This is a genomic window from Helicobacter sp. MIT 01-3238 (genome assembly GCF_003364135.1).
Classification (GTDB): Bacteria; Campylobacterota; Campylobacteria; order Campylobacterales; family Helicobacteraceae; genus Helicobacter_B.
In genome coordinates this window covers 1-21,986 of record NZ_NXLN01000025.1, presented here as the reverse complement: position 1 = coordinate 21,986, position 21,986 = coordinate 1, and the positions used below count along the sequence as shown (strand labels likewise).

19 protein-coding genes are annotated in these 21,986 nt (G+C 41.1%); 8 read left to right on the top strand and 11 right to left on the bottom strand.

Annotation, left to right across the window (positions count from 1 at the left end; all coding sequences use genetic code 11):
* Positions 1-468 precede the first annotated feature (468 nt).
* The 3 genes from CQA40_RS08640 to CQA40_RS08625 all read right to left on the bottom strand — a co-directional run bounded on the left by CQA40_RS08640 (position 469) and on the right by CQA40_RS08625 (position 3,283).
* On the bottom strand, positions 469-1,272 hold the full coding sequence (locus tag CQA40_RS08640) for a MetQ/NlpA family ABC transporter substrate-binding protein (protein ID WP_115520456.1): 804 nt from the start codon (positions 1,270-1,272) through the stop codon (positions 469-471).
* A gap of 36 nt (positions 1,273-1,308) precedes the next feature.
* Positions 1,309-2,136, bottom strand: a complete 828-nt coding sequence (locus CQA40_RS08635) for a MetQ/NlpA family ABC transporter substrate-binding protein (RefSeq protein ID WP_115520455.1) — start codon at positions 2,134-2,136, stop codon at positions 1,309-1,311.
* 454 nt (positions 2,137-2,590) lie between these two features.
* On the bottom strand, positions 2,591-3,283 hold the full coding sequence (locus tag CQA40_RS08625) for an outer membrane beta-barrel protein (RefSeq protein WP_181882899.1): 693 nt from the start codon (positions 3,281-3,283) through the stop codon (positions 2,591-2,593).
* A gap of 249 nt (positions 3,284-3,532) precedes the next feature.
* Here CQA40_RS08625 and CQA40_RS08620 point away from each other — a divergent pair, with 249 nt between their 5' ends.
* Both CQA40_RS08620 and CQA40_RS08615 read left to right on the top strand, forming a co-directional pair.
* Positions 3,533-4,453, top strand: coding sequence for a DnaJ C-terminal domain-containing protein (locus CQA40_RS08620; protein ID WP_115520452.1), 921 nt, complete (start codon positions 3,533-3,535; stop codon positions 4,451-4,453).
* A gap of 81 nt (positions 4,454-4,534) precedes the next feature.
* On the top strand, positions 4,535-4,885 hold the full coding sequence (locus CQA40_RS08615) for a heat shock protein transcriptional repressor HspR (RefSeq protein ID WP_023928687.1): 351 nt from the start codon (positions 4,535-4,537) through the stop codon (positions 4,883-4,885).
* A gap of 232 nt (positions 4,886-5,117) precedes the next feature.
* On the opposite strand, the gene gap is transcribed toward CQA40_RS08615, so the two are convergent.
* Together gap and CQA40_RS08605 are read right to left on the bottom strand one after the other, a co-directional pair.
* Positions 5,118-6,167 carry a type I glyceraldehyde-3-phosphate dehydrogenase gene (gene gap, locus CQA40_RS08610; protein WP_115520451.1) on the bottom strand — a complete coding sequence of 350 codons (1,050 nt, stop codon included), beginning with the start codon at positions 6,165-6,167 and terminating at the stop codon, positions 5,118-5,120.
* Positions 6,168-6,361: 194 nt separating this feature from the next.
* Entirely contained in the window at positions 6,362-9,493 is a 3,132-nt protein-coding gene (locus CQA40_RS08605) for an efflux RND transporter permease subunit (protein WP_115520450.1), read from the bottom strand.
* A gap of 540 nt (positions 9,494-10,033) precedes the next feature.
* Between CQA40_RS08605 and CQA40_RS08595 the strand changes: the two genes are divergently transcribed.
* Positions 10,034-10,243: a hypothetical protein gene (locus CQA40_RS08595; protein ID WP_115520448.1), complete on the top strand. Its 210-nt coding sequence runs from the start codon at positions 10,034-10,036 to the stop codon at positions 10,241-10,243.
* 103 nt (positions 10,244-10,346) lie between these two features.
* Here the strand turns inward: CQA40_RS08595 and CQA40_RS08590 are convergent, their stop codons facing one another.
* Positions 10,347-11,777, bottom strand: coding sequence for an outer membrane family protein (locus tag CQA40_RS08590; RefSeq protein WP_115520447.1), 1,431 nt, complete (start codon positions 11,775-11,777; stop codon positions 10,347-10,349).
* Positions 11,778-12,095: 318 nt separating this feature from the next.
* Here CQA40_RS08590 and CQA40_RS08585 point away from each other — a divergent pair, with 318 nt between their 5' ends.
* The 4 genes from CQA40_RS08585 to rfaE1 are packed head-to-tail and all read left to right on the top strand — an operon-like array spanning position 12,096 to position 16,047.
* Positions 12,096-12,875: a sulfite exporter TauE/SafE family protein gene (locus tag CQA40_RS08585; protein ID WP_115520446.1), complete on the top strand. Its 780-nt coding sequence runs from the start codon at positions 12,096-12,098 to the stop codon at positions 12,873-12,875.
* 9 nt (positions 12,876-12,884) lie between these two features.
* The gene (locus CQA40_RS08580; protein ID WP_115520445.1) at positions 12,885-13,454 is read left to right on the top strand and encodes a D-glycero-beta-D-manno-heptose 1,7-bisphosphate 7-phosphatase; all 570 of its coding nucleotides are present in this window, start codon (positions 12,885-12,887) and stop codon (positions 13,452-13,454) included.
* Between the two features lie 32 nt (positions 13,455-13,486).
* Entirely contained in the window at positions 13,487-14,593 is a 1,107-nt protein-coding gene (rfaD, locus tag CQA40_RS08575; RefSeq protein WP_115520444.1) for an ADP-glyceromanno-heptose 6-epimerase, read from the top strand.
* Between the two features lie 23 nt (positions 14,594-14,616).
* On the top strand, positions 14,617-16,047 hold the full coding sequence (gene rfaE1, locus CQA40_RS08570) for a D-glycero-beta-D-manno-heptose-7-phosphate kinase (RefSeq protein ID WP_115520443.1): 1,431 nt from the start codon (positions 14,617-14,619) through the stop codon (positions 16,045-16,047).
* Between the two features lie 228 nt (positions 16,048-16,275).
* Here rfaE1 and CQA40_RS08565 read toward each other — a convergent pair whose 3' ends face one another.
* The 4 genes from CQA40_RS08565 to yaaA all read right to left on the bottom strand — a co-directional run bounded on the left by CQA40_RS08565 (position 16,276) and on the right by yaaA (position 20,047).
* Positions 16,276-17,076 (bottom strand): FkbM family methyltransferase, encoded by an 801-nt coding sequence (locus tag CQA40_RS08565; RefSeq protein WP_258864514.1) that lies wholly within the window; start codon positions 17,074-17,076, stop codon positions 16,276-16,278.
* A 146-nt stretch (positions 17,077-17,222) separates the two neighbouring features.
* Positions 17,223-17,558, bottom strand: a complete 336-nt coding sequence (locus CQA40_RS08560; RefSeq protein WP_115520441.1) for a hypothetical protein — start codon at positions 17,556-17,558, stop codon at positions 17,223-17,225.
* Between the two features lie 564 nt (positions 17,559-18,122).
* Positions 18,123-19,226, bottom strand: coding sequence for a radical SAM protein (locus CQA40_RS08555; protein WP_115520440.1), 1,104 nt, complete (start codon positions 19,224-19,226; stop codon positions 18,123-18,125).
* A gap of 116 nt (positions 19,227-19,342) precedes the next feature.
* On the bottom strand, positions 19,343-20,047 hold the full coding sequence (yaaA, locus tag CQA40_RS08550) for a peroxide stress protein YaaA (RefSeq protein WP_115520439.1): 705 nt from the start codon (positions 20,045-20,047) through the stop codon (positions 19,343-19,345).
* A gap of 87 nt (positions 20,048-20,134) precedes the next feature.
* Between yaaA and CQA40_RS08545 the strand changes: the two genes are divergently transcribed.
* The gene (locus CQA40_RS08545; protein WP_115520438.1) at positions 20,135-20,674 is read left to right on the top strand and encodes a DUF4149 domain-containing protein; all 540 of its coding nucleotides are present in this window, start codon (positions 20,135-20,137) and stop codon (positions 20,672-20,674) included.
* Between the two features lie 160 nt (positions 20,675-20,834).
* On the opposite strand, the gene CQA40_RS08540 is transcribed toward CQA40_RS08545, so the two are convergent.
* Entirely contained in the window at positions 20,835-21,578 is a 744-nt protein-coding gene (locus CQA40_RS08540) for a hypothetical protein (RefSeq protein ID WP_147290189.1), read from the bottom strand.
* Positions 21,579-21,986: the final 408 nt, after the last annotated feature.

Below are 21,986 nucleotides of genomic sequence, written 5' to 3'. Positions count from 1 at the left end.
CGCAGTTTTTTAGAAAGCCTTTGGCTTCTTTAGTGAAACAAGCGAAGCCGAAGTTTTTTAAAAAGCCTTTCGGTTTTTTAGTAAAGCAGGCGTGGTGTAGTTTCTTTAGTAGATGATAGAAGTATTTACATTTTTTCATAAAGATTCTAGCCTTTGCTAGCTGATTTCGCTATGCAGAGCTAGAATCCAAAATGCGACAAAAAAGATAGAGGCGAGAAACGCACCAAATAATATAGCGAGATAAATCGCGCTTCTATCACACCCCCCATACCCAAAAGCGCGGTAGCAACACAAAAGCGCAAACACAATCGCTCAAACGAAAAACCATAAAACGAAGCCAAACTTAAGCCACAACAATCTTAAGCCACAATCCCCCATAAAGCGCAAGCATAACACATAAAACTAAGCCACAATCATAGAACGCACAACGCACAAAACAAAACCAAAACCAAACCCCCCAAAAAACCACTAAAATGCAGGGACAATCTCGCCTTTATAGTTTTCTAGCAAAAACGCCTTTAGCTCCGCGCTTTGCAAGGCATTTTTTAGCTTTATTATGTCCTCTTTGCCCTCATCGCCCTCACGCACCACGAGGATATTTGCATAGGGCGAGCGAGAGTCCTCCACGATTAGCGCGTCTTTTGTGGTAAGCCCTATTTGCATAGCGTAGTTACCATTTATCACTGCCAAATCCCCATCGCCAAGTGCCTTTGGCAAAATCGCCGCTTCCAATGCTTTGATTTTTAGCTTTTTGGGATTTTTGATTATGTCGGATTCATTAGAGCTTAGGTTGGTAGAATCTTTTAGCGTGATAAGTCCATTGTTGTGAAGTAGGATTAGTGCTCTACCGCCGTTTGTGGGGTCATTTGGGATAAGCACAAGCGCACCATTTTTTAGCTCTTTTATGTTTTTGATTTTTTTAGAATACGCCCCGATAGGCTCGATATGGACATTTGCTATGGCTTTTAGATGCAGATTTCTATCCTTGCTAATCTTATCCAAAAACGGCTTGTGCTGCATAAAGTTCGCATCAAGGTTTTTTTCTTCTAGTGCTAGATTTGGCATCACATAGTCGGTAAAATCTATGATTTTCAAATCCACGCCTTGAGCTTTTAGCGCAGGTGTGATAAATCTCAAAATCTGTGCGTGAGGCACGGGCGTAGCACCTACTTTCAGCTCTCCTGCCACACTTGGGCAAGCAAGCACTCCGCACACTCCAAGTGCTGCTACAATCTTTTTTAGATTTTTACTTATTTTTGCATTTCTTAGCATTTTTGCTCCTTTTTGTTTAGTTTATTTCTCGGTTTTTTACTTTTTTGCAGGCATTTTCACAGGCAAAATCTCGCCCTTATATTTTGTGAGGATAAAGCCTGCTACTTCATCGCCTAGTAGCACTTCTTTTAGCGTGGCTATGTCTTTGCTTGAGGCATTATCACTGCGTGTAACAAGCACATTGACATACGCGCTTTTCTCACTCTCGTGGAAAAACGAGTTTTTTAGGCTCATTTTTGCTTGCAAGGCATAGTTTCCATTTATCACCGCCGCGTCAATCCCATCTAGCACGCGTGGCAAAGTCGCAGCCTCGACAGGTCGGAAGCGAAATTTGCGAGGATTTTTGATAATGTCTGCTTCTGTGCTAGCTAGATTTTGGGGATTTTTTAGCGTGATTACGCCATTATCGTGCAGCAAAATCAACGCCCTAGAATAGTTCGTAGGGTCGTTTGGTATAGCGATAGTCGCGCCCTCTGGCAAGGCTTCCACACTTTTAAACTTTTTGGAGTAAAATCCAAGCGGGATAATGTAAATAGGAGAGATTGCTACTAAGTCTAGCTTCCTATCTCGTGCCATTTTTTCCATAAATGGCTTGTGCTGATGAAGTGTAGCATCAAGGCTTTTCTCTCCTAATGCGATGTCTGGCGTGATATAGTCTGTGAAGCTAACCACACTCATTTTTACGCCCTTTTTCTCCAAAAGTGGCTTGGCAAACTCTAGTATCTCTGCAGCTGGCACAGGCGTAGCACCTACCTTTATCTCGCCCGCGTTTAAGCTACTTAGGCTACTTAAGCCCAAAAGCACAATCCCTACAAACGCCACTGACACAGCGCGGATTTTGCTAAATATGATTTTATGAAGCATTTGATTCTCCTTTTCCTTAAAGATTAAGGCTTTTAGATATTATTTGCGCTTTAGGAGATTATCTCTTGGCACAAACCACAGAAATATAGCGCACAAAATCCAATCAATCCCAAACCAAGCGGCACACAATTATGCTTTTGCTTTGCGCACCTTTGTCAAACGCGCAATATTCAAAAAACAAAGCAAGAAAAATGAAGTAAAAAGGAGTGAAATAAAAAGTGAAGTTCTAAAAAGCTAAAATATAGTGGGGCTAAAAGAGTGAAGCAAAAAGCGAAGTAAATCCAAAAAAAATAAGTAAAAATAAGCAAAATCTACCCCCTCCAAAATGCTTGATAAACAAGCCCGACAAACATAAGTAAGCCTAAAGTAAGCCTAAGGCAAATCTAAGCAATCCTAAATCTGCCTAAATCCCCCTCCCAAAGCTATCTATCCAAACAAACCCCTACAAAGCTACCTAGAAGCTATAAGTGTAGCGAGCAGTTACGCTATATGGGTGTGAAACATCAAGTTTGACGCTTGTGCCATTGACGGTGGTGCTATATACATTTCCATCCAGAAAAGACACCCTCCCTACCACTTCTATGCCGTGATTTTTGGCGATATTGGTGCGAAGCCCTACATTTAGTGCCACATCAAGATGCGTCAGTTTCCAATTGCTAGGTGCATATTCTAGGTATCCGCTCTTTAGCCAAGTGTATGCGCCCACGCCCACACCGACAAACGCACCGAAGTCAAAGTCCTCGCCCGCTACGAAATTCGCTAGGAAGTCTACATTTACTCCGTAGTTTAGTAGTGTGGTTGTTTTTTTGTCTAGGGTTGCTATATCGTTGCCGTCTTTGTCATACCCACCCGGTGCGTGCATAACAGAGAAATTTGCATAGTAGCGCAAGCCCACATAAGGCATAAAAAACTGCTTATAGCCCGCTGTGATTCCGTATTGGACACCGCGTAGATAAGCTTCATCTGTATTTACTCTGCCCTCGCCATAGCCTAGCTCCACACCGACAAATGGCGCACTAGTCTCTGCACTTGCGAGGTTTGGCACAAATGCCAAAGAGCAAGCCAAGCAAGCTGCAAGGCTTAGGTGTCTAGATTTGATACTAGAAGTGTGATTTGCGCGATTCGCGCTAGTGATGAGGTTTCGCATCGTTTCTCCTTTTTGTATAAATTTCAATGCACTTACAAGTTTAGCTTGTCTTTTTGTATGTTTTGTAAATATTGGCATAGATTTTGGGAAAATTTTGGTGGAATCTATGTGATAGATTTTATGCTAGATTTTTGTTTGCTAGATTCTATAAATTGATAGCATAACACTAAAGTTTTATGATACAATAGCACTTAAGATTATCCCAAAATCTATGATAATAACACACACAAAATATTTAAGGAGCAGCAAATGAGCAAAAGTCTCTATGATACGCTTGAAGTCAGCGAGAGCGCAAGCCAAGATGATATAAAAAAATCCTATCGCAAACTTGCTCGCAAATATCACCCCGATGTGAACAAACAAAAAGAAGCCGAAGAGAAATTTAAAGAAATAAATGCAGCCTATGAAATCCTAAGCGACCCGCAAAAACGCGCACAATACGACCAATTTGGCGATAGTATGTTTGGAGGGCAGAATTTCCACGATTTCGCTCGCTCTCAAGGCGGGGCAGCGGGGCTAGATGAGATACTAAGCCAGATTTTTGGTGGGCTAGGTGGGTTTAATAGTGGCTTTGGTGGCGGATTTGGCGGGAACTTTAGAGGTGGGTTTGGCGGATTTGGTGGTAGTGGATTTAGCAGTGGGGGGTTTGGTGGATTTGGCGAGGATTTGGACATCCAAGCGAGGCTTAGCATTCCTTTTGATTTAGCGATTTTGGGTGGGGAGCATACCGTATCGCTAAATGGCGAGACAATCAAGTTTAAAATCCCAGCGGGCATAAGCGAGGGCAAAAGTATCCGCGTGCGAGGTAAGGGGCACAAAGGCAAGGGCGGCAATGGCGACTTGCTACTAAAAATATCTGTGCTTCCTAGTGAGAAGTATGAGCGCGATGGAGATGATTTGGTGTGTGATTTTGATGTGCCTTTGGGGGTGGCACTTTTTGGTGGGAAAGTAACTGTGCCAACCCTACACAAAGAAGTAACGCTAAAAATCCCTCAAAACACCAAAAACGCACAGAAATTTCGCATAAAAGAACTCGGTGCAAAAAACCTAAAAAGCGGGCAAATGGGGGATTTGTATCTAAGGGCAAATGTAGTTTTGCCAAGCGTGGATAGTATGTCTTCTGAGCTAGTCAAAAAGCTAAAAGATGAGCTTTTGGACAAAGAGGGCTAAGTCCTAGCAAAACTAGCGCAAAAACCAAGCCCTAGCGATAGCACAAAAAAGCAAAACCAAAAAAGCCAAAAAGGAGCAAAAATGTATAGCTATGATGAGCCTGTGTATCTTATCAGCGTGGTGGCAAAAATCCTTGAAATCCACCCGCAGACTTTGCGACAATACGAAAAAGAGGGGCTTATCGAGCCGGGCAGGACAGATGGCAAGATGAGGTTGTATTCACAAAGGGATATTGACAAGATTAAGACGATTTTGCGACTTACGCGGGATTTGGGCGTGAATCTTGCGGGTGTGGATATTATCCTACGACTAAAGGAGAGGCTAGATGAGCTAGATAGCACCATAGAGGAGCTAAGGACACAAGCCTCCAAAAGTAGCAACCCTGTGATGACACAAAAAAGCTCTTATGAGTTGATTATTTTTAAGAAGTAGTTGAAATGGGGGAATAGCTGTAATGTGGAGGGATAGCTGAAGTGGGTGGGGAATGGTTAAAGTGTGGGAAGTCGTTGAAGCAGGTGGTGGGATTATGCGGTGGGATTTTGTGGATTTGCTATTGAGAAAATCCGCAATAAAAGAGCAAAAAAAGCAAAGATAATGCCACGCTAAAAACTCTTGCCTAAAACTTGCCTAAAATCTGCCTAAAATTCCAAAAACTACCTCTAAACTATCTCTCTAAGATAAATTTCGCCATATCGATTATGCGCGTGGAGTAGCCCCATTCGTTGTCATACCACGCCATTATTTTGCTCATATTTCCTAGCGAAAATGTCAAATCTTGCGCCACGATAGAGCTCCTGCTATCGCCCAAAAAATCGCTACTCACACCAAAATCTTTATCAATGCCCAAAATCCCCTTTAGCGCACCTTTTGATTGCTCTTCAAATAGTGCGTTTATGGACTCTGCGCTTGCTTGCTTGGCAAGATATGCGTTTAAGTCTACCATTGATACATCTGGCACAGGCACGCGCAAAGAATGCCCGTGAATCTTGTCTTTTAGCGTTGGTAGGACTTTGTAGAGGGCTTTTGCTGCGCCTGTGGTGGTAGGGATAATATTTAGTGCAGCAGCGCGCGAGCGGCGTTTGTCGCTTCTGTGTGGGACATCTAGCAACTGCTGGTCGTTTGTGTAGCTGTGTATGGTGCTAAGGCTAGCTTTTATTATGCCAAACTCACGCTCCAAAAGCATAGCGATGGGGGCTAGGCAGTTTGTCGTGCAAGAAGCGTTTGAGATGATAGACTCGCCTTTGTATTGGGTGTGATTTACCCCTAGCACAAAGGTGGGTGTGCTATCTTTGGCAGGGGCGGAGATGATGACTTTTTGCACGCCTTTTTCTAAGTGATGAGAGACTTCATCGGTGGTGAGAAATCGCCCGCTAGATTCTACTACCACTTCTGCACCAAGTGTGCCAAAATCTAGCTCCTTTGGGTCAGCACAAGCAAAAAGCGGAATGCGCTTTTTGGGGGCACTTTTTGTAGAATCTGTGTGGGGTGTGATGATTAAGTGGTTTATTTGTTTTTCTTGTGTGCTTTCTAGCTCTACGCGAAAATTTGGAGCGCGATGAATAGAATCTCTACCAAAAAGATAGGCTAGATTTTGACTATTTGCGATGTCATTTATCCCCACAAGCTCGATATTTTCGCCTGCTTGCTCTCTAGCCAAAATGATTCTAGCTATGCAGCGCCCCATTCTGCCAAAGCCATTTATCGCTATTTTCATCGCTTCTCCTTAAAGAATGTGTTTGATTTTGGTGCAAAATCTGTGATTTTTCGCTTGAAATTTTACATTATCTTTTTATCAAAAAAGCGCAAAAATCACTTTAAAAACACTTTTGTATAAGCAAGAAAACGCAAACGCGATTTTAAAAAGCGAGATTTATTTAGCACTTTGGCTTAGCAAATCTAGATGTTAGTTTAACCCACCCTACCGCATTTTGATTTGATTTTTTCGCTTAAAAATTCCCCAAGCCTTGCTAAGTAGCTATAAAATAATGGCACGAAAAATACCGCGATGAAAGTCGCTGCGAGCATTCCGCCTATCACGCCTGTGCCGATAGAGTGCCGTGAGAGAGAGCCTGCACCGCTTGAGAGTGCTAGAGGAAGCACGCCAAGCGAGAAGCATAGCGAAGTCATCACAATAGGGCGAAATCGCAGTTTGGCTGCTTCTATGGCAGATTCGATAATGCTTAGTCCCTCCCTCTCGCGCAAATGCGTGGCAAACTCCACGATAAGAATGGCGTTTTTGGCACTAAGGGCAATGAGGACTAGCAAGCCCACTTGGAAATATATGTCATTATTCCCACCGCGCAAAAATGTCGCTAGTATCGCACCAAACACACCAAAAGGCACGGCAGTAAGCACGGCTAGAGGCATTAGCCATTTTTCATATTGCGCCACGAGAATCAAAAACACAAAAATAAGCCCAAAGACAAACGCCACACTTCCGCTACTAGAGCTTGCCCTCTCTTGGTAGCTTGAGCCTGCATAGGCTATGTCATATTCTGGAGGCAGCACTTCGCTAGCCACCTCCTCTAGGGCTTTCATCGCCTCCCCACTAGAGTATCCCATACTTAGAAATCCTTGAATCTGCGCGGCGGGGAAGAGATTGAAGCGATTGATGATTTCAGCTCCTACGATTCGGCTAAAGGACACAAGCGAGCTAAGCGGGATTAGGTTGTTATCGCGCGATTTTACATAGATTTTGCTCAAATCCTCTGGCGAAGCGCGGTAGTCAGAATCTGCTTGCATTATCACGCGAAATGTCCTATCAAAGGCTTCAAAATTATTGACATAATAGCTTCCAAATGTCATTTGCATAGTGGCAAACACATCGTTAATGCTGACATTTAGCGCGCTTGCAGCTTCCCTATTTAGCACGACTTCATATTGTGGCGTATCTACTGCAAAGCTTGTAAAAATCCTGCTAAATTCTTTGCGCTCGCTCGCTTTAGCGATAATCTCATCAGTATATCGCTTGAGTTCCTCCATACTGCCTCCGCCCTTGCTTTGGACATAGGCATTTACCCCGCTAGAATCAAGCCCGATAATCGTAGGAGTTTGCCCGATGATAAACTTCGCGTTTGGATAGCTATCAAGCTGGGCTTGGACATCGCGGATTATTTCTTTATCGCTTTGTCCTTTGCCTTTGCGCTCACTCCACGGGATAAGCCTTGGCCAAGCGATTCCGCCGTTGTTTTTGAAACTCCCTGCAAGGAAGCTATATCCTGTGATTGTGGTTTGCTCGGCTATGAGTGGGTTTTTGCTTAGGGTGTCGATGAGGTATTTTTGCACTTCTATGGTGCGCGAGAGTGCGCTGCCCTCTGGCAAAATCGTATGCACGGTGATGATTCCCATATCTTCTTTTGGCACAAGCGAAGTTGGCGTGTTTTTAAACAGCCCAAATGTCGCAAAGAGGATTGCCCCAAAAAGACATAGCATAAGTAGTCCGCGCTTAAGCGCACGAGAGAGCGCAGTCGAGAATTTAAAAGTGAGTTTTTCAAAAAAGAGATTGAAGATTCTAATAGGCTTAATAGGCTTAGTATGCCCGCCTTTGAGAAATAGCGCGCAAAGTGCGGGGGTAAGCGTGAGTGCAACAAAGCCTGAAATCACTACTGACACGACAATGGTAATGGCAAATTGGCGGTAGAATTCCCCACTAAAGCCACTCATAAAGGTTACGGGCAAAAACACAGCACTTAGCACAAGCACGATAGCCACCACGGGACCCGTGATTTCACGCATAGATTCTATGGTGGCTTCTTTCGCGCTTAGGTGCTTTTGGTGCATTATGCGCTCGACATTTTCGATGACGATAATAGCGTCATCTACGACAATGCCGATTGCCAAAATCAGCCCAAAAAGCGTAAGCAGGTTTATAGAAAATCCAAAGGCATACAGCCCCGCAAAAGTCCCAATGATAGAAACAGGGATAGCAAGCACAGGGATAATAGTCGCCCGCACACTTCCCAAAAACACATAAATCACAAGCACCACAAGCACGATTGCTTCGATAAAAGTTTTTATTACTTCATTGATAGAGGCGGTGATAAATTCTGTGGGGCGGAAAGGGTTTGAGTAGCTCATACCATCGGGGAATTTCGCGCTTAGGGCTTGCATTGTTTTATTGACATTATCTGTTACTTCAAGCATATTTGCCCCGGGCTGAAGCGTGATACGAATAGGCACGCTAGGCGTGGAATTATAATAATTATCCGTGAGATAATCTCGCGCTCCTAGCTCCACTCGCGCTACATCGCGCAAGCGAAGCGAAGAGCCATCAGAATTGGAGCGGATAATGATGTTTTCAAATTCTTGGGGCGTGGATAAAAGCCCTTTGGTGATGATGCTATAAGTGAATTGCGTTTGCTTGACAGGCTCTTTGCCAAAGTGTCCGGGTGCAAATTGTGCGTTTTGCTCTTGGACTTTGCTAAGCACTTCTAGGGGAGAGAGGTTGTATTGCTGGAGTTTGTCTGGCTCTAGCCAAATCCTCATCGCATAATCTTGCAAACTCCATAGCTCCACGCCACCCACGCCTTTGATACGCTTTAGCTCATCAATGACATTGAGTATGGCATAATTTGCGATGAAAAGCTGGTCGTGCACTGGGTTGCTCGAATACAAATGATACATTCCAATAGGCGCGGTAGAGCGGCGTTGCACCGTTACGCCTAGTCGCTGCACTTCGGTGGGGAGCTGACTAAGCACGGCTTGCACGCGGTTATTGACATTTACAAGGGCAATGTCAGGGTTTGCGTCATTGCTAAAATACACCATTATGCTAAGCTGCCCAGCCGAGCTAGAGCTAGAGCTCATATAGAGCATATCCTCCACGCCATTTACGCTACTCTCAATGATACTTGCCACACTCGTAGAGAGCGTCTTGGCACTTGCACCGGGGTAGTTTGCTTGGATAGTGATTTGGGTTGGGACGACTTTTGGGTATTGCTCGATGGGGAGAGAGCGCATACAGAGCAATCCTGCGATGATGATAATGATAGCACCCACAGTAGAGAATGCGGGGCGGTTGATAAAAAACTTTGAAAACATTTGCGCGGACTCCTTTAAATTTTAAAACCTTCAATTTTGCTAGCATTTTGCGTGCTAGATTTTGGTTTTTTGGCTTTTTGTTCGGCTTGTTTTATTTGCATTTTGTTTTGCTTTGCTCGTTTTGGTTTGGCTTTGGCTACTTGCTTGCTTTTTGTTCGCCGTTTTTTCTGCTTGCTGTGCTTGTTTAAATTTGCCTGCATTTGCTCGCTTGCCTTTGTTTTGCCTAGAGGGCGTGAAGCAGGGCTACAAATTTAATGCTTAGCAAAGCTATTACAAAAGCTATGAGTTGCTAAGCCACAATAGCCACTTTAGTAAAGCCCACCAAAGCCCCGAGCTAGCAAAACCTGCTAAAGATTGTCAAAGCTATGCGCTGTCGCTAAATCGCCATTGCCACCAAAACTGCCAAAATACAAGGCAAATTGTGTCATACCAAGTGTGAATCATTGGTGAATCTTTTTGCTTTAAGTGAGTTTTAGCTTTTGGCAAAATTCAAAAGTGTAATTATAAAAGATGAGAGCAACTCTAAGTCAAGGGGAAAAAGTGAAAAAAGTCAAAAAATGGGGAAAAAGTATAAAAATCTGTAATCCCATAAAAAAATGGAGTGCAAAAAGCCTAGCCAATGCTTTAGGATTTGCATTTGCTAGGCTTATGAAAATTTGCGTAGGCTATTTTGGCAAAAAAGCCACACCAAAATTTTGCCACACACACAAAAGAAACATAAAAAACACAAAAAGCCACGACAAATATTGATTTTGCAAAATTTGCAATCAAATATTTATCTGTGGCAAAATGATTTTGAGTGGCGATAAAAATAAACGCTTAAAAAGCAAAATCTACCAAATACTAAAACTCACTAAATGCTAAGTGAAATCTTTGTCATCACATAGCTTCTATCTAGTGATTTTCCGCGAGAGACTTCGCCGCCACTACCACCAAAGCCCACATTCAAAGCGTTGTTGTCAAACAATATGCTTGTGTAGTAGTTTCCTATTATGCTAAATGCTACATTTTTGGTAAGCACAAAATCTAGGCTAAGTTTTAGCGAATACTCTTCTAATGCTTTTGCACTTTGCGTGCTTGTAGTGTAGCGAAAGTCTAGCCCTGCTTGAAGTCCTTGCAAGAATGTGGCGAGATTTTCATAGCTTGCTTTTGTAAAAACAAAGGCACTTATGGCGTCTTTATAGACTATGCCATTTAGTGAAGGACCTACGCCATAGACGCTGTTATCCCAGATATTTACACCTAGTGGCGAGCCATATAGCCCTACGCGAGCGTGAGAAAGCCCGATATTTTTATACGCGGCTATTCCTAGCAGATACTCGCCTTTATCGCCTGCATAAAATCTAAAATCCTGCCTTGCTAAAATGCTAGAAGTGAAGCCCTCATTTGAGCCATTTTCATTTTTTAGGAAATTTCCCAAAAGTGGAGCGACTTCCATTTTTAGCGTGTCATAGATGGGGAAAATTGCATTGATTCTCGTGCTTGAGGCAAAGCCTTTTGTCTCCTCGCCCTCTTGCCTTACTCTCTCAAAATCTAGCTTCATATCCACACCCGGTGCGCTATACTCGCTAATCCCATAGTAATAAAACGCGTTTATGTCAAACTTGGAAGCCTCTCCAAAAGCTACATAGCCACCAAACTGCGCTCCTAGCAGTCCATTTGGTGCGTAGGCTTGTGTAAAATCCCAAAAAAATCCATCGCCTAGCAACGCAAAGGCACTTACTCCCTCCACTCGCCCATAGATTCCACCTTTGTCAAATTTGGCAAAATCTGCCCTCAAGTCCGCGCCCTCCATAAGCCCTACGACATAGTTATCATCATCGTGCATAAATCTACCCGCTTTTAGGCTTACTCGCTCGCTGTCATAAGCTAAATGCGCGTTGTGAATGTAGAAGTTGTGCGTGTTTGTGGCAGTGGCAGCTCTACTGCCACGATACCCTGCATAGTAGCCCACATAGTTGTATGCTAGTCCTGCATCTCCTGCTTGGCTACCCCTCCGTGTAGAGTCATAAGCTAGTCCAGCACCAGCACCTCCTAGCTCAAATCTTAGTGTAGAATCATTTGCAAACTTGTGCGAGTAGATTCCGCTTATCGTGCCTAAAATATAGCCATAGCTATCAGTTGGCGAGATACCATTATAAAATCCAAACTTATTAAACGCTTCTAGCTCTCCGCTAAAAGAGAATCGATGAGATTCTTGGCTAGGCTCTGCGATAACTGAAGCTATGAAGCCACCTACAACGACAAAAAACCCAAAAAGACACTTTTTTAATGCCTGTTTCATTGTGAGAATCTCCTTTTTTGATTTTTGTGCTTGCTTAAAAGCACTTAGTCTAAAGCAATGCACGGCAAAATTATAATATATTTCGCTTCAATATTTTTACGATTTGGCAGTGCAACTTGCCATAAAATGCTAGAATGTCAAAGGAAATAAAACACTAGGTAAAAAATCACTTAACTTGTAAAAACCACTTGACTAAAAAATCTAAAATAAAAATCTAGGCTTTATCTAGGTTTTGTAAAAATGCTTTGCAAAAATTTCATTTTTAAGATTCTTAAATATTTTGCAAAAATATAAAAATCCAAACTTCAAGGCAAATAAATGATAGTAGATTTTGATTCATTGCATTTGTGGCTTGTGCTTGCTAGTGCGTTTAGCCTATCGTTTGCGCATTGTGGTGGAATGTGTGGAAGTATAGTCATCGCTTATGCAAGTATCAAATCCGCTCCAAAAAATTCACAAAATCTTCAAAACTCACAAAAATCCCAAGATTCTGCAAAACACCCTATATTACCACTACGCGCATTCTCATCGTTGCTAGGGCATATTACTTATAATCTTGGGCGATTGTTTAGCTATATCTGCATTGGTATTGTTTTTGCATTTTTGGGGGAGGGACTTGGGGTAAATATGCTTGTGCGTGATTTTGGTGGTATTGTTGTTGGGATTTTGCTTGTGGTGTATGCGCTATGTTTTGGATTTTTCCCAAAAGCCTTGCGACATTTAGAGCCAAATCTATCAAAAGCCGGAATTTTTGGGCGCGTTTTTGGTAGATTGCTATTTTCGCCGAGTTTGGCTAGCTTTTTTGTGCTTGGGATTTTGAGTGGATTTTTGCCTTGCGGGCTAGTGTATTTTTTTGCGCTAAATGCGCTAAATGCGGGGCTAGATGGCGCACAAGCGATATTTAGCTCGGTGGTGATTATGCTAGCTTTTTGGCTAGGGACTTTGCCGCTTATGCTAGGGCTTGGTGTGCTAGGAAGTGGTGTTAGAGCGTTTGGCAAATACCAAAATATATTTTTTAAAATCAGTTTTTTGCTTATGTTAAGTGTTGGTTTATTGACTATTTATAAGGGTTTTATTATGATTAGTAAAATCTTTTAAAGGGAAATGATGAGTAATGCGACTAAAAAAAGCAACACAAAAGCGGTGTTTTTTGATAGAGATGGAATCATAAACAAAGACATAGGCTATGTGTATAAGCAAGAGGATTTTGAATTCCAAGATGGGATTTTTGACTTGCTGAAGTTTTGCAAAGAGAGAGGCTACCTGCTACTTGTAGTAACCAATCAAAGCGGAATCGGTAGGGGATTTTATACGCTAGAGGATTTCAAAAAACTTAGCTCATATATGCAATCTCAAGTGCAAGCTAGGCTTGGATTTAAATTTGATAGCATTTATTTTTGTCCGCATTCGCCTGATGAGGAGTGTGAGTGTCGCAAGCCAAAAAGCGCGATGATAGAGCAAGCCAAAAAAGACTATAATGTCAATTTAGATGAGAGCTTTATCATCGGGGATAAAATCACAGATATGCAGGCTGGGCAAGAGGGCGGAATAAGACACAAACTTTTTGTAAGCAAGGCATTTAGCTCACAAGTAAAAAACATAAGCAATCTCCATACGCTAGCCACACTTAGCGAAGCAAGAGAAGTGATGAATAATATTTTAAACCCCAAAATCTAGCAAAGAAGCAAAATCTAAAATAAGGAGCGACAATGAGTTTGGCAAAAAATAGCCCAAGTGAAAAAATAGATGAAAATCCAAAAGGCATAGATAAAGAAATCATAGAAAAAGCGCGAGCAAGGCTTGCAAACAAAGCCGTTCTTATCACGGGTGGAGCGGGATTTATAGGGAGCAATCTTGCGTTTTTTTTCCAAGAGTATTTCCCTAGTACACGCGTAATCGTGCTAGATAAATTCCGCGATGGCAGTAGCTTCCCAAATGGCAATCCAACTTCGCTAGGGCATTTTAAAAATCTTATTGGCTTTAATGGCGAGATTATCGCGCGGGATTTAAACGAGGGGCTAGATTTGCTTCAAGAGTTAGATTTTGATGTGGTGTTTCATCAAGCTGCTATCAGTGATACGACTGTGGAAAATCAAAAACTAATGATAAACACCAATCATCACGCATTTTTGGAGCTACTTCATATCGCACTGAAAAAAAATGCCGTAGTAGTCTATGCTAGCTCGGCTGCTACTTATGGCAATACTCCTGCGCCAAATGTCGTAGGCAAAAACGAAGAACCGCAAAATATTTATGGATTTTCAAAGCTAGCTATGGATAAAAGTGTGCGCAAGATATTGGCAAACGCACCGCATTTGCCAATATTTGGACTAAGGTATTTTAATGTCTATGGTGGTAGAGAATTTTACAAAGGCAAGACAGCTTCGATGATACTTCAGCTAGGACTTCAAGCACTAGAATCAAAAAAAGTTAGGCTCATCGAAAAAGGCGAGCAAAAGAGGGATTTTGTGTATATTGATGATGTGGTGGCTGCAAATGTTTTGGCGATGAGCGAGGGGTTTGAGATGCAAAAACTTGACTCTATCCCAAAAAGTGGAATCTATAATGTTGGCACGGGACTATCACGAAGCTATAATGAAATCGTAGCGATTCTAAAAAATCATTTGGGGGATTTTGAGGTGGAGTATTTCAAAAATCCATATCCGTTTTTTCAGACTCATACCCAAGCCGATATACAGCCAAATGCTAGCGTGCTAGGATACAAGCCAAAATATAGCCTAGAGCAAGGGATAGAATCCTACATAAATGAGATAAAATCTATTCACACTAAGCTAAAATCTGGGCTACTAAGCTAGAATCTATTTTGTAAGGAAATAAAATGCTAAATCTACAAAAACAACACCCCAAAATCCTAGTCATAGGCGATTTGATGGTAGACCACTATATCTGGGGCAAGTGCAATAGAATCTCTCCCGAAGCACCCGTGCAAGTGGTAAATGTCAAAGAAGAAAACAACCGCTTAGGTGGCGCGTGCAATGTCGCAGCAAACCTCATAGCGTTTGGCGCGAAAGTAAGCCTATGCGGAATCATCGGCAAAGATGAGTTTGGCAAGTGGCTAATAAACGAACTTCACACCCAAAACATAGACATCACTCATATCGTGCAGACTTCTGCTCGCCCCACCACACAAAAAAGTAGAATCCTAATTGCAAATCAGCAGGTGCTACGAGTAGATAGAGAAAAAAGCGATGATATAGATGAGGGATTGCAAGATGAGATTTTATCCACACTTAAGCACAAGATGAGAAACTTTGATGCGGTGATTTTAAGCGACTATGCCAAAGGACTACTTACACCCAAACTCACAAAATCCCTCATAAAACTTGCCAAAAGTGAGGGCAAACCTGTGCTTATCGACCCAAAAGGCAGTGATTACTCCAAATACCAAAACGCTACTTTGCTGACACCAAACAAACTTGAAGCACAAATCGCTACACAAATCACAATCAAAGATGATGATTCTCTAAAGCAAGCGATGAAAAAGCTACAAAAAGATTGCAAACTTGATATTTGTCTTGTTACGCTTAGTGAGGAGGGAATCGCTATTTTGGACAAAAAGAAACTTACCAAATCCCCCACAATCGCTAAAGAAGTCTATGATGTAACAGGAGCTGGAGATACTGTCATAGCTGCACTTGCCTTTGCGCTTAGCGGTGGGCTAAATATCTATGAAGCCTGCCACTTCGCAAATGCTGCGGCTGCTGTGGTAATCGGCAAGATAGGCAGTGCGAGCGCAAACTTTAGCGAGATAGTTGCGTTTTTGCACAATGGCTCTTACTCCTCCTCAAAAGTCATCACTAAAGAGGAGCTATCCACTTTGCTACCGAGCCTAAGAGAGAAAAAAATCATCTTTAGCAATGGTTGCTTTGATTTACTACACGCGGGGCATATTGCGTATTTGCAGCAAGCAAGACAGCTTGGAGATTTGCTAATAGTCGGGCTAAATAGCGATAACTCTGTGAAGCGACTAAAGGGGCAAAATCGCCCTATAAATAGCCAGCAAGATAGGGCACTAATGCTATGTGCGCTAGAATGTGTGGATTTTGTGGTGATATTTGATGAAGACACGCCACTAGAGCTTATAAAACTCATAAAACCACATACGCTTGTCAAAGGCTCGGACTATGAGGGCAAGGAAGTCGTAGGTAGCGATATAGCCAAAGAAGTCGTGCTAGCAGATTTCATAAAAGGCAAGTCAAGTAGCCTAATCATCGAAAAAATCGCTCAAAAATTTGGCAACAAGGGCTAGCTAAATGGCTTTTGTATAGTTGGGTGCTAGATTTTTTGGTTTGGCACAAAATCTAGCGATGATATTGTGGGGGTTTGGCTTTACCTGCGTTGGATAAGCCAATGGTTTTAAAAGTATCAAAAGCGCAATAATGTTAGTTGAGTGTAAAATGTTGCTAGCGTGGGGTTTGGCTATGTGTAGCTATTTTTGGTTATACGCGCAACTTATTGAGATTTGATTATTTTATGGCTACTCTATCACTTCGCAAAATAGTGCAGTCTCAACAGTGAGATTGAAATCCACGCCTTTGTGAATCTTAAATTTATAGCCTAGATTCCACGATTCTATCAAAGGCTTGATACCAAAATAATCGCTTGGCTGATGATATATGCTTAAAAGCATTGCTGGTTTTTGCGCACATATCGTTTCTTTCGCGCCTTTTAGGAACTCCATCTCAAAGCCCTCAATATCGACTTTGATAAAACCCACTGCGATTTTACGCGCTTTCACAAACTCATCAAGCGTGATAATCTCCACACTTTCCATTTCATCGCTATTGTGAGCGACAATGCTAGAGCCACCTTCAGCGATACAAATCTGCATTGTGCTATTATTTGCTCCAAGTCCTTTATTTATAGGGACGATTCGCTTTGAATTATTTAACTCTAAAGTGTGCTGCATAAGCCTAAAATTCGCCATCGTAGCCTCAAAACTATAAATATTCTTATCGCAAAATTCTCTCTCAAAAAGTAATGCACTATCACCTACATATCCACCTACATCAATAAAATCTTTACCACGCATTTTAACCAAAGTCTGTGGCTCTAAAATATTTAGGTTATGTTTGTGCCAAAATACGCTAATTTCAAAGTCATTTTTGGGCAATAAATAGCCGTTATAAGCGTAGAGATTCGCGCCTAGCTCAAGGATATTGGGGTAAAACTCCGCGTTTATTTTGCCAAGCTCGGCGATTTCATCTGCGGTAAGCTCGGTGATTGTGGGATTATTTGCCTTGTATGCTTTTAGCGAAAGGGCAATTTGGCGCAACACAAGGACTTTGCTTGTGATATCCAAATCTTTGATAAGAGTAGAAATATCACTTTCTATGTTTGGATTTGTGGCGACATATTCGCCTATATTTGTGGAATAGCCCGTATGTATAGAGGCACTTAAAGTATGCTTTTTGTTTAGATTGTTTAGAGTGGTTTTGAAAACGAAAAATAGTGGTATTCCAAGAAGTCTATATATTGTGTAGAGTGTGGATTTAGGATTGCAAAACTTTTGTGATTCCCCCCCCCCCCCGTAGAAGTATTCGTAGCGATTGCACCGTTGCTAAATTCACTCACATTTACAAGCACACGAATCTTTTGAAAAAGAGGGATAAAAAGCACAAATCGCGTGATTTTTTCTTTTGAATCACGCACAATTCCACGCGAATCAAAGATTTGCCCCTGTCGCTCTTTCCTAATGCCAAATGCCTTTTTCAACGCCTTTTCAAGCGGTTGAAGTGTGTTTTTAAATGATTGTCTCATTTGCTATACCTTTGATTTTGGGGGTTAAAAATGTCGAATTGTAGCATAAGTTACAAAAAACAAAAAATTCATAATTTTTTGCGTAAAAATATTTTGCAAAAAGGTGCAATAGCGTGATAATGCAACAATAGTAGAATCAATATGTTTAAAGTTGGTATGACATAGTTTTATGTGTGATTGCCAATGCGTGTGTGGAAAAAATAGGATTTTATAACGAATTTTTTGTAGGAAAGAGGATTATTAGGATATTAAGAGCTAGTCAAGCAAGAGCGTCTTTATAAATATAAGACACTCTATTTTATGGTTATAGGAAAATAATGATGTGCTCAAACATTTGGAATCTCCTTGATAGATTTAGCCTTATTTGGCGAGGCGTGAGTATAGTGGGATTTATTAAACAAAAAAATAATGTGATTTTTACAAGATTTTGCACAAAAAATCTTAGACAAAAGGTTCAAGCAAGGATTCAAGCTAGATAAAAAGATAATATCTAGCTTGTGATAACAAGTTAACATTCTAAGATTTACGCAAGAAAAATATAAAAACATTCATCGCGTAGTAAAACTACGCTTTGGCAATGGTATAAAAGGTGTTCTGCGCTTGGGATTTGAGTGTGATTTTTTTCTCTTCTAGTAAAGAATCCAAAATCTTAAGCGTGTGCTTATCAAAAAGCAATGCTGCTTCATCTCGCTCCACAGGGCGCGTAGCGATAAATTTTAGTAGAGAATCTTTGGTATATGATTTGGTATTTTTGTGGTTATTTGGTGGGAGATTTTGGGATTGTTTGGAGTTGCTAGATTTTGCTTTCTCATCTTTGGGGTAATCTTTTGTGGGGCAATCTTTTGGGCAGGCTTGCGATATATCCGCCGTATCTAGTGTGTCTTTAGATTCTAGTTTTACTCGCTTTGGTAGAGATAGATTTAGCCCTGCAAAAAACTCACTTGCCCACCGTAGCTTATCCTCACTCACGGCTTTGACTTGATAGGCACTTGGTCTATCTATGCTGCCTAAATCCACGCGAGATATGCGGATATTTCGCAAAAACTCCGCAATAGAGCGTAGATTTTCCTCGCTATCATTATGTCCCTCTACTAGCAATACTTCAGCGACTAGCTCTCCACGAAAATCTACACTAAAATCCTCTATACCGCGCAATATGCTTGGCAAAGATAGCCTCCTGCTTGGGCGGTCGATTTTCCTAAAATCGCCTAAAATCGCCGCATCGATTGAGAATTTCACAATGTCAAAAAGTGCTAAAGCCTTTTTTTGCGCTTGGAATCTTGAGCCATTGCTAAGGATAAGTGTTTTGATATGTGGTGGCAAAAGTGGTTTTGTCGCGCTTATAAGCTCATAAAGCTGCGGGTAGAGAGTGGGCTCTCCTGTGGCTGTGAAAGTCAGCACGCAAATGTCTTTGTGTGCTTCTAGCCCACTTTTTATCGCTTCTAAAATCTGCGTATAAGGAACAATCTCACTCATAGAATCCACGGGCTTTGCTTTGTGTAGCTCGCAATACACGCAATCAAAATTGCACTGCTTCATACTAGGGGACAAATCCACCCCCAAAGAGCGTCCAAATCGGCGCGATAGCACGGGTCCAAATATGATTTGAGGGGATATTTGTGGGGTGTTTTTGATATGGTTTTGGGGGGTGGGATTTTTGGGTGGCATTTGCGTCCTTATTCTAAAAGTGTGGATTTGAGGCTATGTTTTTGCTTGCATATTTTTGTGGCTCGCATATTTGTAGAGAATGAATCTAAAAAATCTTAAATCAAAAACTGCAAAATCTAATCCACATAGATAAATTTTTCGCTAAGTATTTTTTGCAAGGCTTGCTTGCCCTGCAAAGAGGCTATGGCTAGCTCTCTTAGGGCTAGTCCGCGATAGAGTTTTGCCTGATGAGAAGTGCCTTTTGGGATAGGCAAAATATAGTGGGGCTGGCAAAAATTTGCATTTTTAAGCGGATAGGCTTTGACATATACCCCTGCGCGTAAATCTATGATGATTTTATCCAAAAACGCGCTAATCTCATCTCTTTGTGCTTTGTATAGGGCATTTAGGCTTAGATTTTTAGAGCGATAGTTTTGGTTTAGATGATAGTAGGGCAGGGGGTCAAATCCCCTCACAAGCCCAAAAAGATTGCTAAAAATAAGCGTGGATTCTAGCAAAAAATCCTGCGCTTTTTTCTCCAAGCTAGCAAAATCTAACGCCTTGTAAGCCACGCCACTATATAGTTTCAATGCCTCTATGCGAGGTGCATTTGCTAGCTCTAGGCAGGAGGCAAGCATATCCATATCTACGCGCTTTGTGCCAAAGATTTTGGTTAGCTCGCTAGATTCTTCTAAGGCGTTTAGATACGCGTTTATATTGGCATTTCGCGCTACTTGTCCGCCCCAAAGTGCGTCTTCTAAAATAGATTTTTTTGTAGTGCTTATATTTGTGATTTCCTCTGGGGATAGCTTGGCTTCACTAGGAGAGAATAAAATCTGCATTTTTACTCTTTTTTGCTATGATTTTGGTTTTTGGTGTGTTTGTGCGTTTATCGCGATTTTGGCGGATTTTACCATAAAAGGAATAATATGAAAGCCCTACTTTCTTGTATGACAAGCATTTATCTTTGGGTGGTGGGGATAACGCTAGGAGGGATTTTGGCTTGTGGTGTGCTAAGTGCGCCTGTGATTTTTAATGCTTCTGATTATCTAAGCAAGGCTGGCATAACGGATTTGTATATGACTAGATATGCTTCGGGTGTGCTTATGACGCAGATTTTTGTGCGGTGTAGCTACGCGCTAAATGCTGTGGCGATTTTTGTGCTTGTGTATGAGCTACTTGCGTTTAACGCTTCATCAAAAAAGTCGCTGTTTTTGCTTGCGGTGGGAGCTTTTAGTGTGGTGCTTATTTTTCTTTTTACGCTGTATTATACGCCCGCCATTGTCGCTATGCAGCAAGAGGGGGTAGCTGCGACAAGCACGGAAGAGTTTGAGAGTATCCACACACAGAGTGAAATGGTGTTTGTAATTTTGTTTGTGGCGTTGAGTGCTGGCTTTTTGTGGAGAGTGTTTATGCTAAAAATGGATACTCCAAGCGCACCAAAGAAAGCTAGAGTAACGAGAAAGTAGAATCTAAATTTATTGATTTTAAGTAGCATAATGTCAGTTGATATGACATTATGTAAGGAAGTTATTAGCAAAAACGATTAGTATGTTATTTCCGTTACTGAAATCCTATTTTTTCCGTGTCCTCATCGTATTTGCATTTTTTATTTTGTGTCAATTTTTATCAATATATTCTTTTTTCAATTAGATTCCCATTTTGGTCATATATTTCTCTCTGAAACAATTTCCAATTTAAGTATCCCGTTCCGTATTCTGATTTTTCTCTTAATACCCCCGCCGTATCGTATACAAAATGTAATTTTGTTGTCTTGGGTTCATCACTCTTTCCTCTAAAAATAAATATTTCTTTCTTTTCATATACTTGAACATAAAGACTACTTTCCTCTTTTTTGAAATCATATTCATACTTATGTATTACTTCGCCAAATGTGGTTTGGGGATAGTATTTCTCAATCACTTTCCCACTTACATCATAAGTGTAACGCACACCAATACCACCTACATCAAGATAGTATTTCTCAATTTTATTCCCCCTTGAATCGTATTTGTATGTCGTACTCTCTTTATACACTTCCCCTTTTACATCATACAAGTATCGATTTTCCTCAATCAGATTTCCTTTTGAGTCATATTTGTATTCATATTTTAAATCATATCGATCACCTTCTGCATATGTGTAGTCTTCAAATACTCCGCTTTTTTCAATCACCTTTCCGTTTGAGTCGTATTTACAGCATTTGTATTCGTATTTTTCCAGCAATTCCCCTTCTAAATCACTTTTATTTTCCGCAATCACATTTCCGTTTTTATCGTATTCATATTTGTAGACCCCTTGTGTCTCATCTTCGCTTGCATTTACGCATATAAACATAATTGACAACAACGCTATTCTAGCTAACTTGCTCATTTTATATCCTTTGCTATGCGACATTTTAATCCTTTTTAGTGAAATTTGGGCTTTGGCAATTTTATCTCGCACATTTTGTGCGTGGCACATTGTCTCAATCTTTGAGATAAAACAATGCCCCAAACTATGCTTTAAATCCCTCTGATCTTTTAATTTATAAAATGCCACTCTACAAAAAAAAAAAAAAAAACAATTTGCAAATAAAATCTTATTTTTGTGGATTGCGGACGGACTATGTAAAAGTCTTTAAATGCTCATAGCAGTAGCATTTAGTAAAATCTCAACCCCCATAAATTCCTAAAAAATATAATTCCCACCGAAATTTTTCCAACTCCCCACAAATCTTTCACAATTTCTCTTAATTATCCCCACACTTAAGCAACATTTAAGCATAATATCTGTATTATT

Bases quoted from the DNA above. Each gene is read 5' to 3' on its own strand.
- CQA40_RS08615 (WP_023928687.1), top strand. From the start codon at position 4,535: ATGTATAGCTATGATGAGCCTGTGTATCTTATCAGCGTGGTGGCAAAA.
- yaaA (WP_115520439.1), bottom strand. From the start codon at position 20,047: ATGCAGATTTTATTCTCTCCTAGTGAAGCCAAGCTATCCCCAGAGGAA.
- CQA40_RS08640 (WP_115520456.1), bottom strand. From the start codon at position 1,272: ATGCTAAGAAATGCAAAAATAAGTAAAAATCTAAAAAAGATTGTAGCA.
- CQA40_RS08620 (WP_115520452.1), top strand. From the start codon at position 3,533: ATGAGCAAAAGTCTCTATGATACGCTTGAAGTCAGCGAGAGCGCAAGC.
- CQA40_RS08590 (WP_115520447.1), bottom strand. From the start codon at position 11,777: ATGAAACAGGCATTAAAAAAGTGTCTTTTTGGGTTTTTTGTCGTTGTA.
- CQA40_RS08625 (WP_181882899.1), bottom strand. From the start codon at position 3,283: ATGCGAAACCTCATCACTAGCGCGAATCGCGCAAATCACACTTCTAGT.
- CQA40_RS08585 (WP_115520446.1), top strand. From the start codon at position 12,096: ATGATAGTAGATTTTGATTCATTGCATTTGTGGCTTGTGCTTGCTAGT.
- CQA40_RS08580 (WP_115520445.1), top strand. From the start codon at position 12,885: ATGAGTAATGCGACTAAAAAAAGCAACACAAAAGCGGTGTTTTTTGAT.
- CQA40_RS08540 (WP_147290189.1), bottom strand. From the start codon at position 21,578: ATGAGCAAGTTAGCTAGAATAGCGTTGTTGTCAATTATGTTTATATGC.
- CQA40_RS08555 (WP_115520440.1), bottom strand. From the start codon at position 19,226: ATGCCACCCAAAAATCCCACCCCCCAAAACCATATCAAAAACACCCCA.
- CQA40_RS08545 (WP_115520438.1), top strand. From the start codon at position 20,135: ATGAAAGCCCTACTTTCTTGTATGACAAGCATTTATCTTTGGGTGGTG.
- rfaD (WP_115520444.1), top strand. From the start codon at position 13,487: ATGAGTTTGGCAAAAAATAGCCCAAGTGAAAAAATAGATGAAAATCCA.
- CQA40_RS08635 (WP_115520455.1), bottom strand. From the start codon at position 2,136: ATGCTTCATAAAATCATATTTAGCAAAATCCGCGCTGTGTCAGTGGCG.
- CQA40_RS08605 (WP_115520450.1), bottom strand. From the start codon at position 9,493: ATGTTTTCAAAGTTTTTTATCAACCGCCCCGCATTCTCTACTGTGGGT.
- CQA40_RS08560 (WP_115520441.1), bottom strand. From the start codon at position 17,558: ATGAGACAATCATTTAAAAACACACTTCAACCGCTTGAAAAGGCGTTG.
- rfaE1 (WP_115520443.1), top strand. From the start codon at position 14,617: ATGCTAAATCTACAAAAACAACACCCCAAAATCCTAGTCATAGGCGAT.
- gap (WP_115520451.1), bottom strand. From the start codon at position 6,167: ATGAAAATAGCGATAAATGGCTTTGGCAGAATGGGGCGCTGCATAGCT.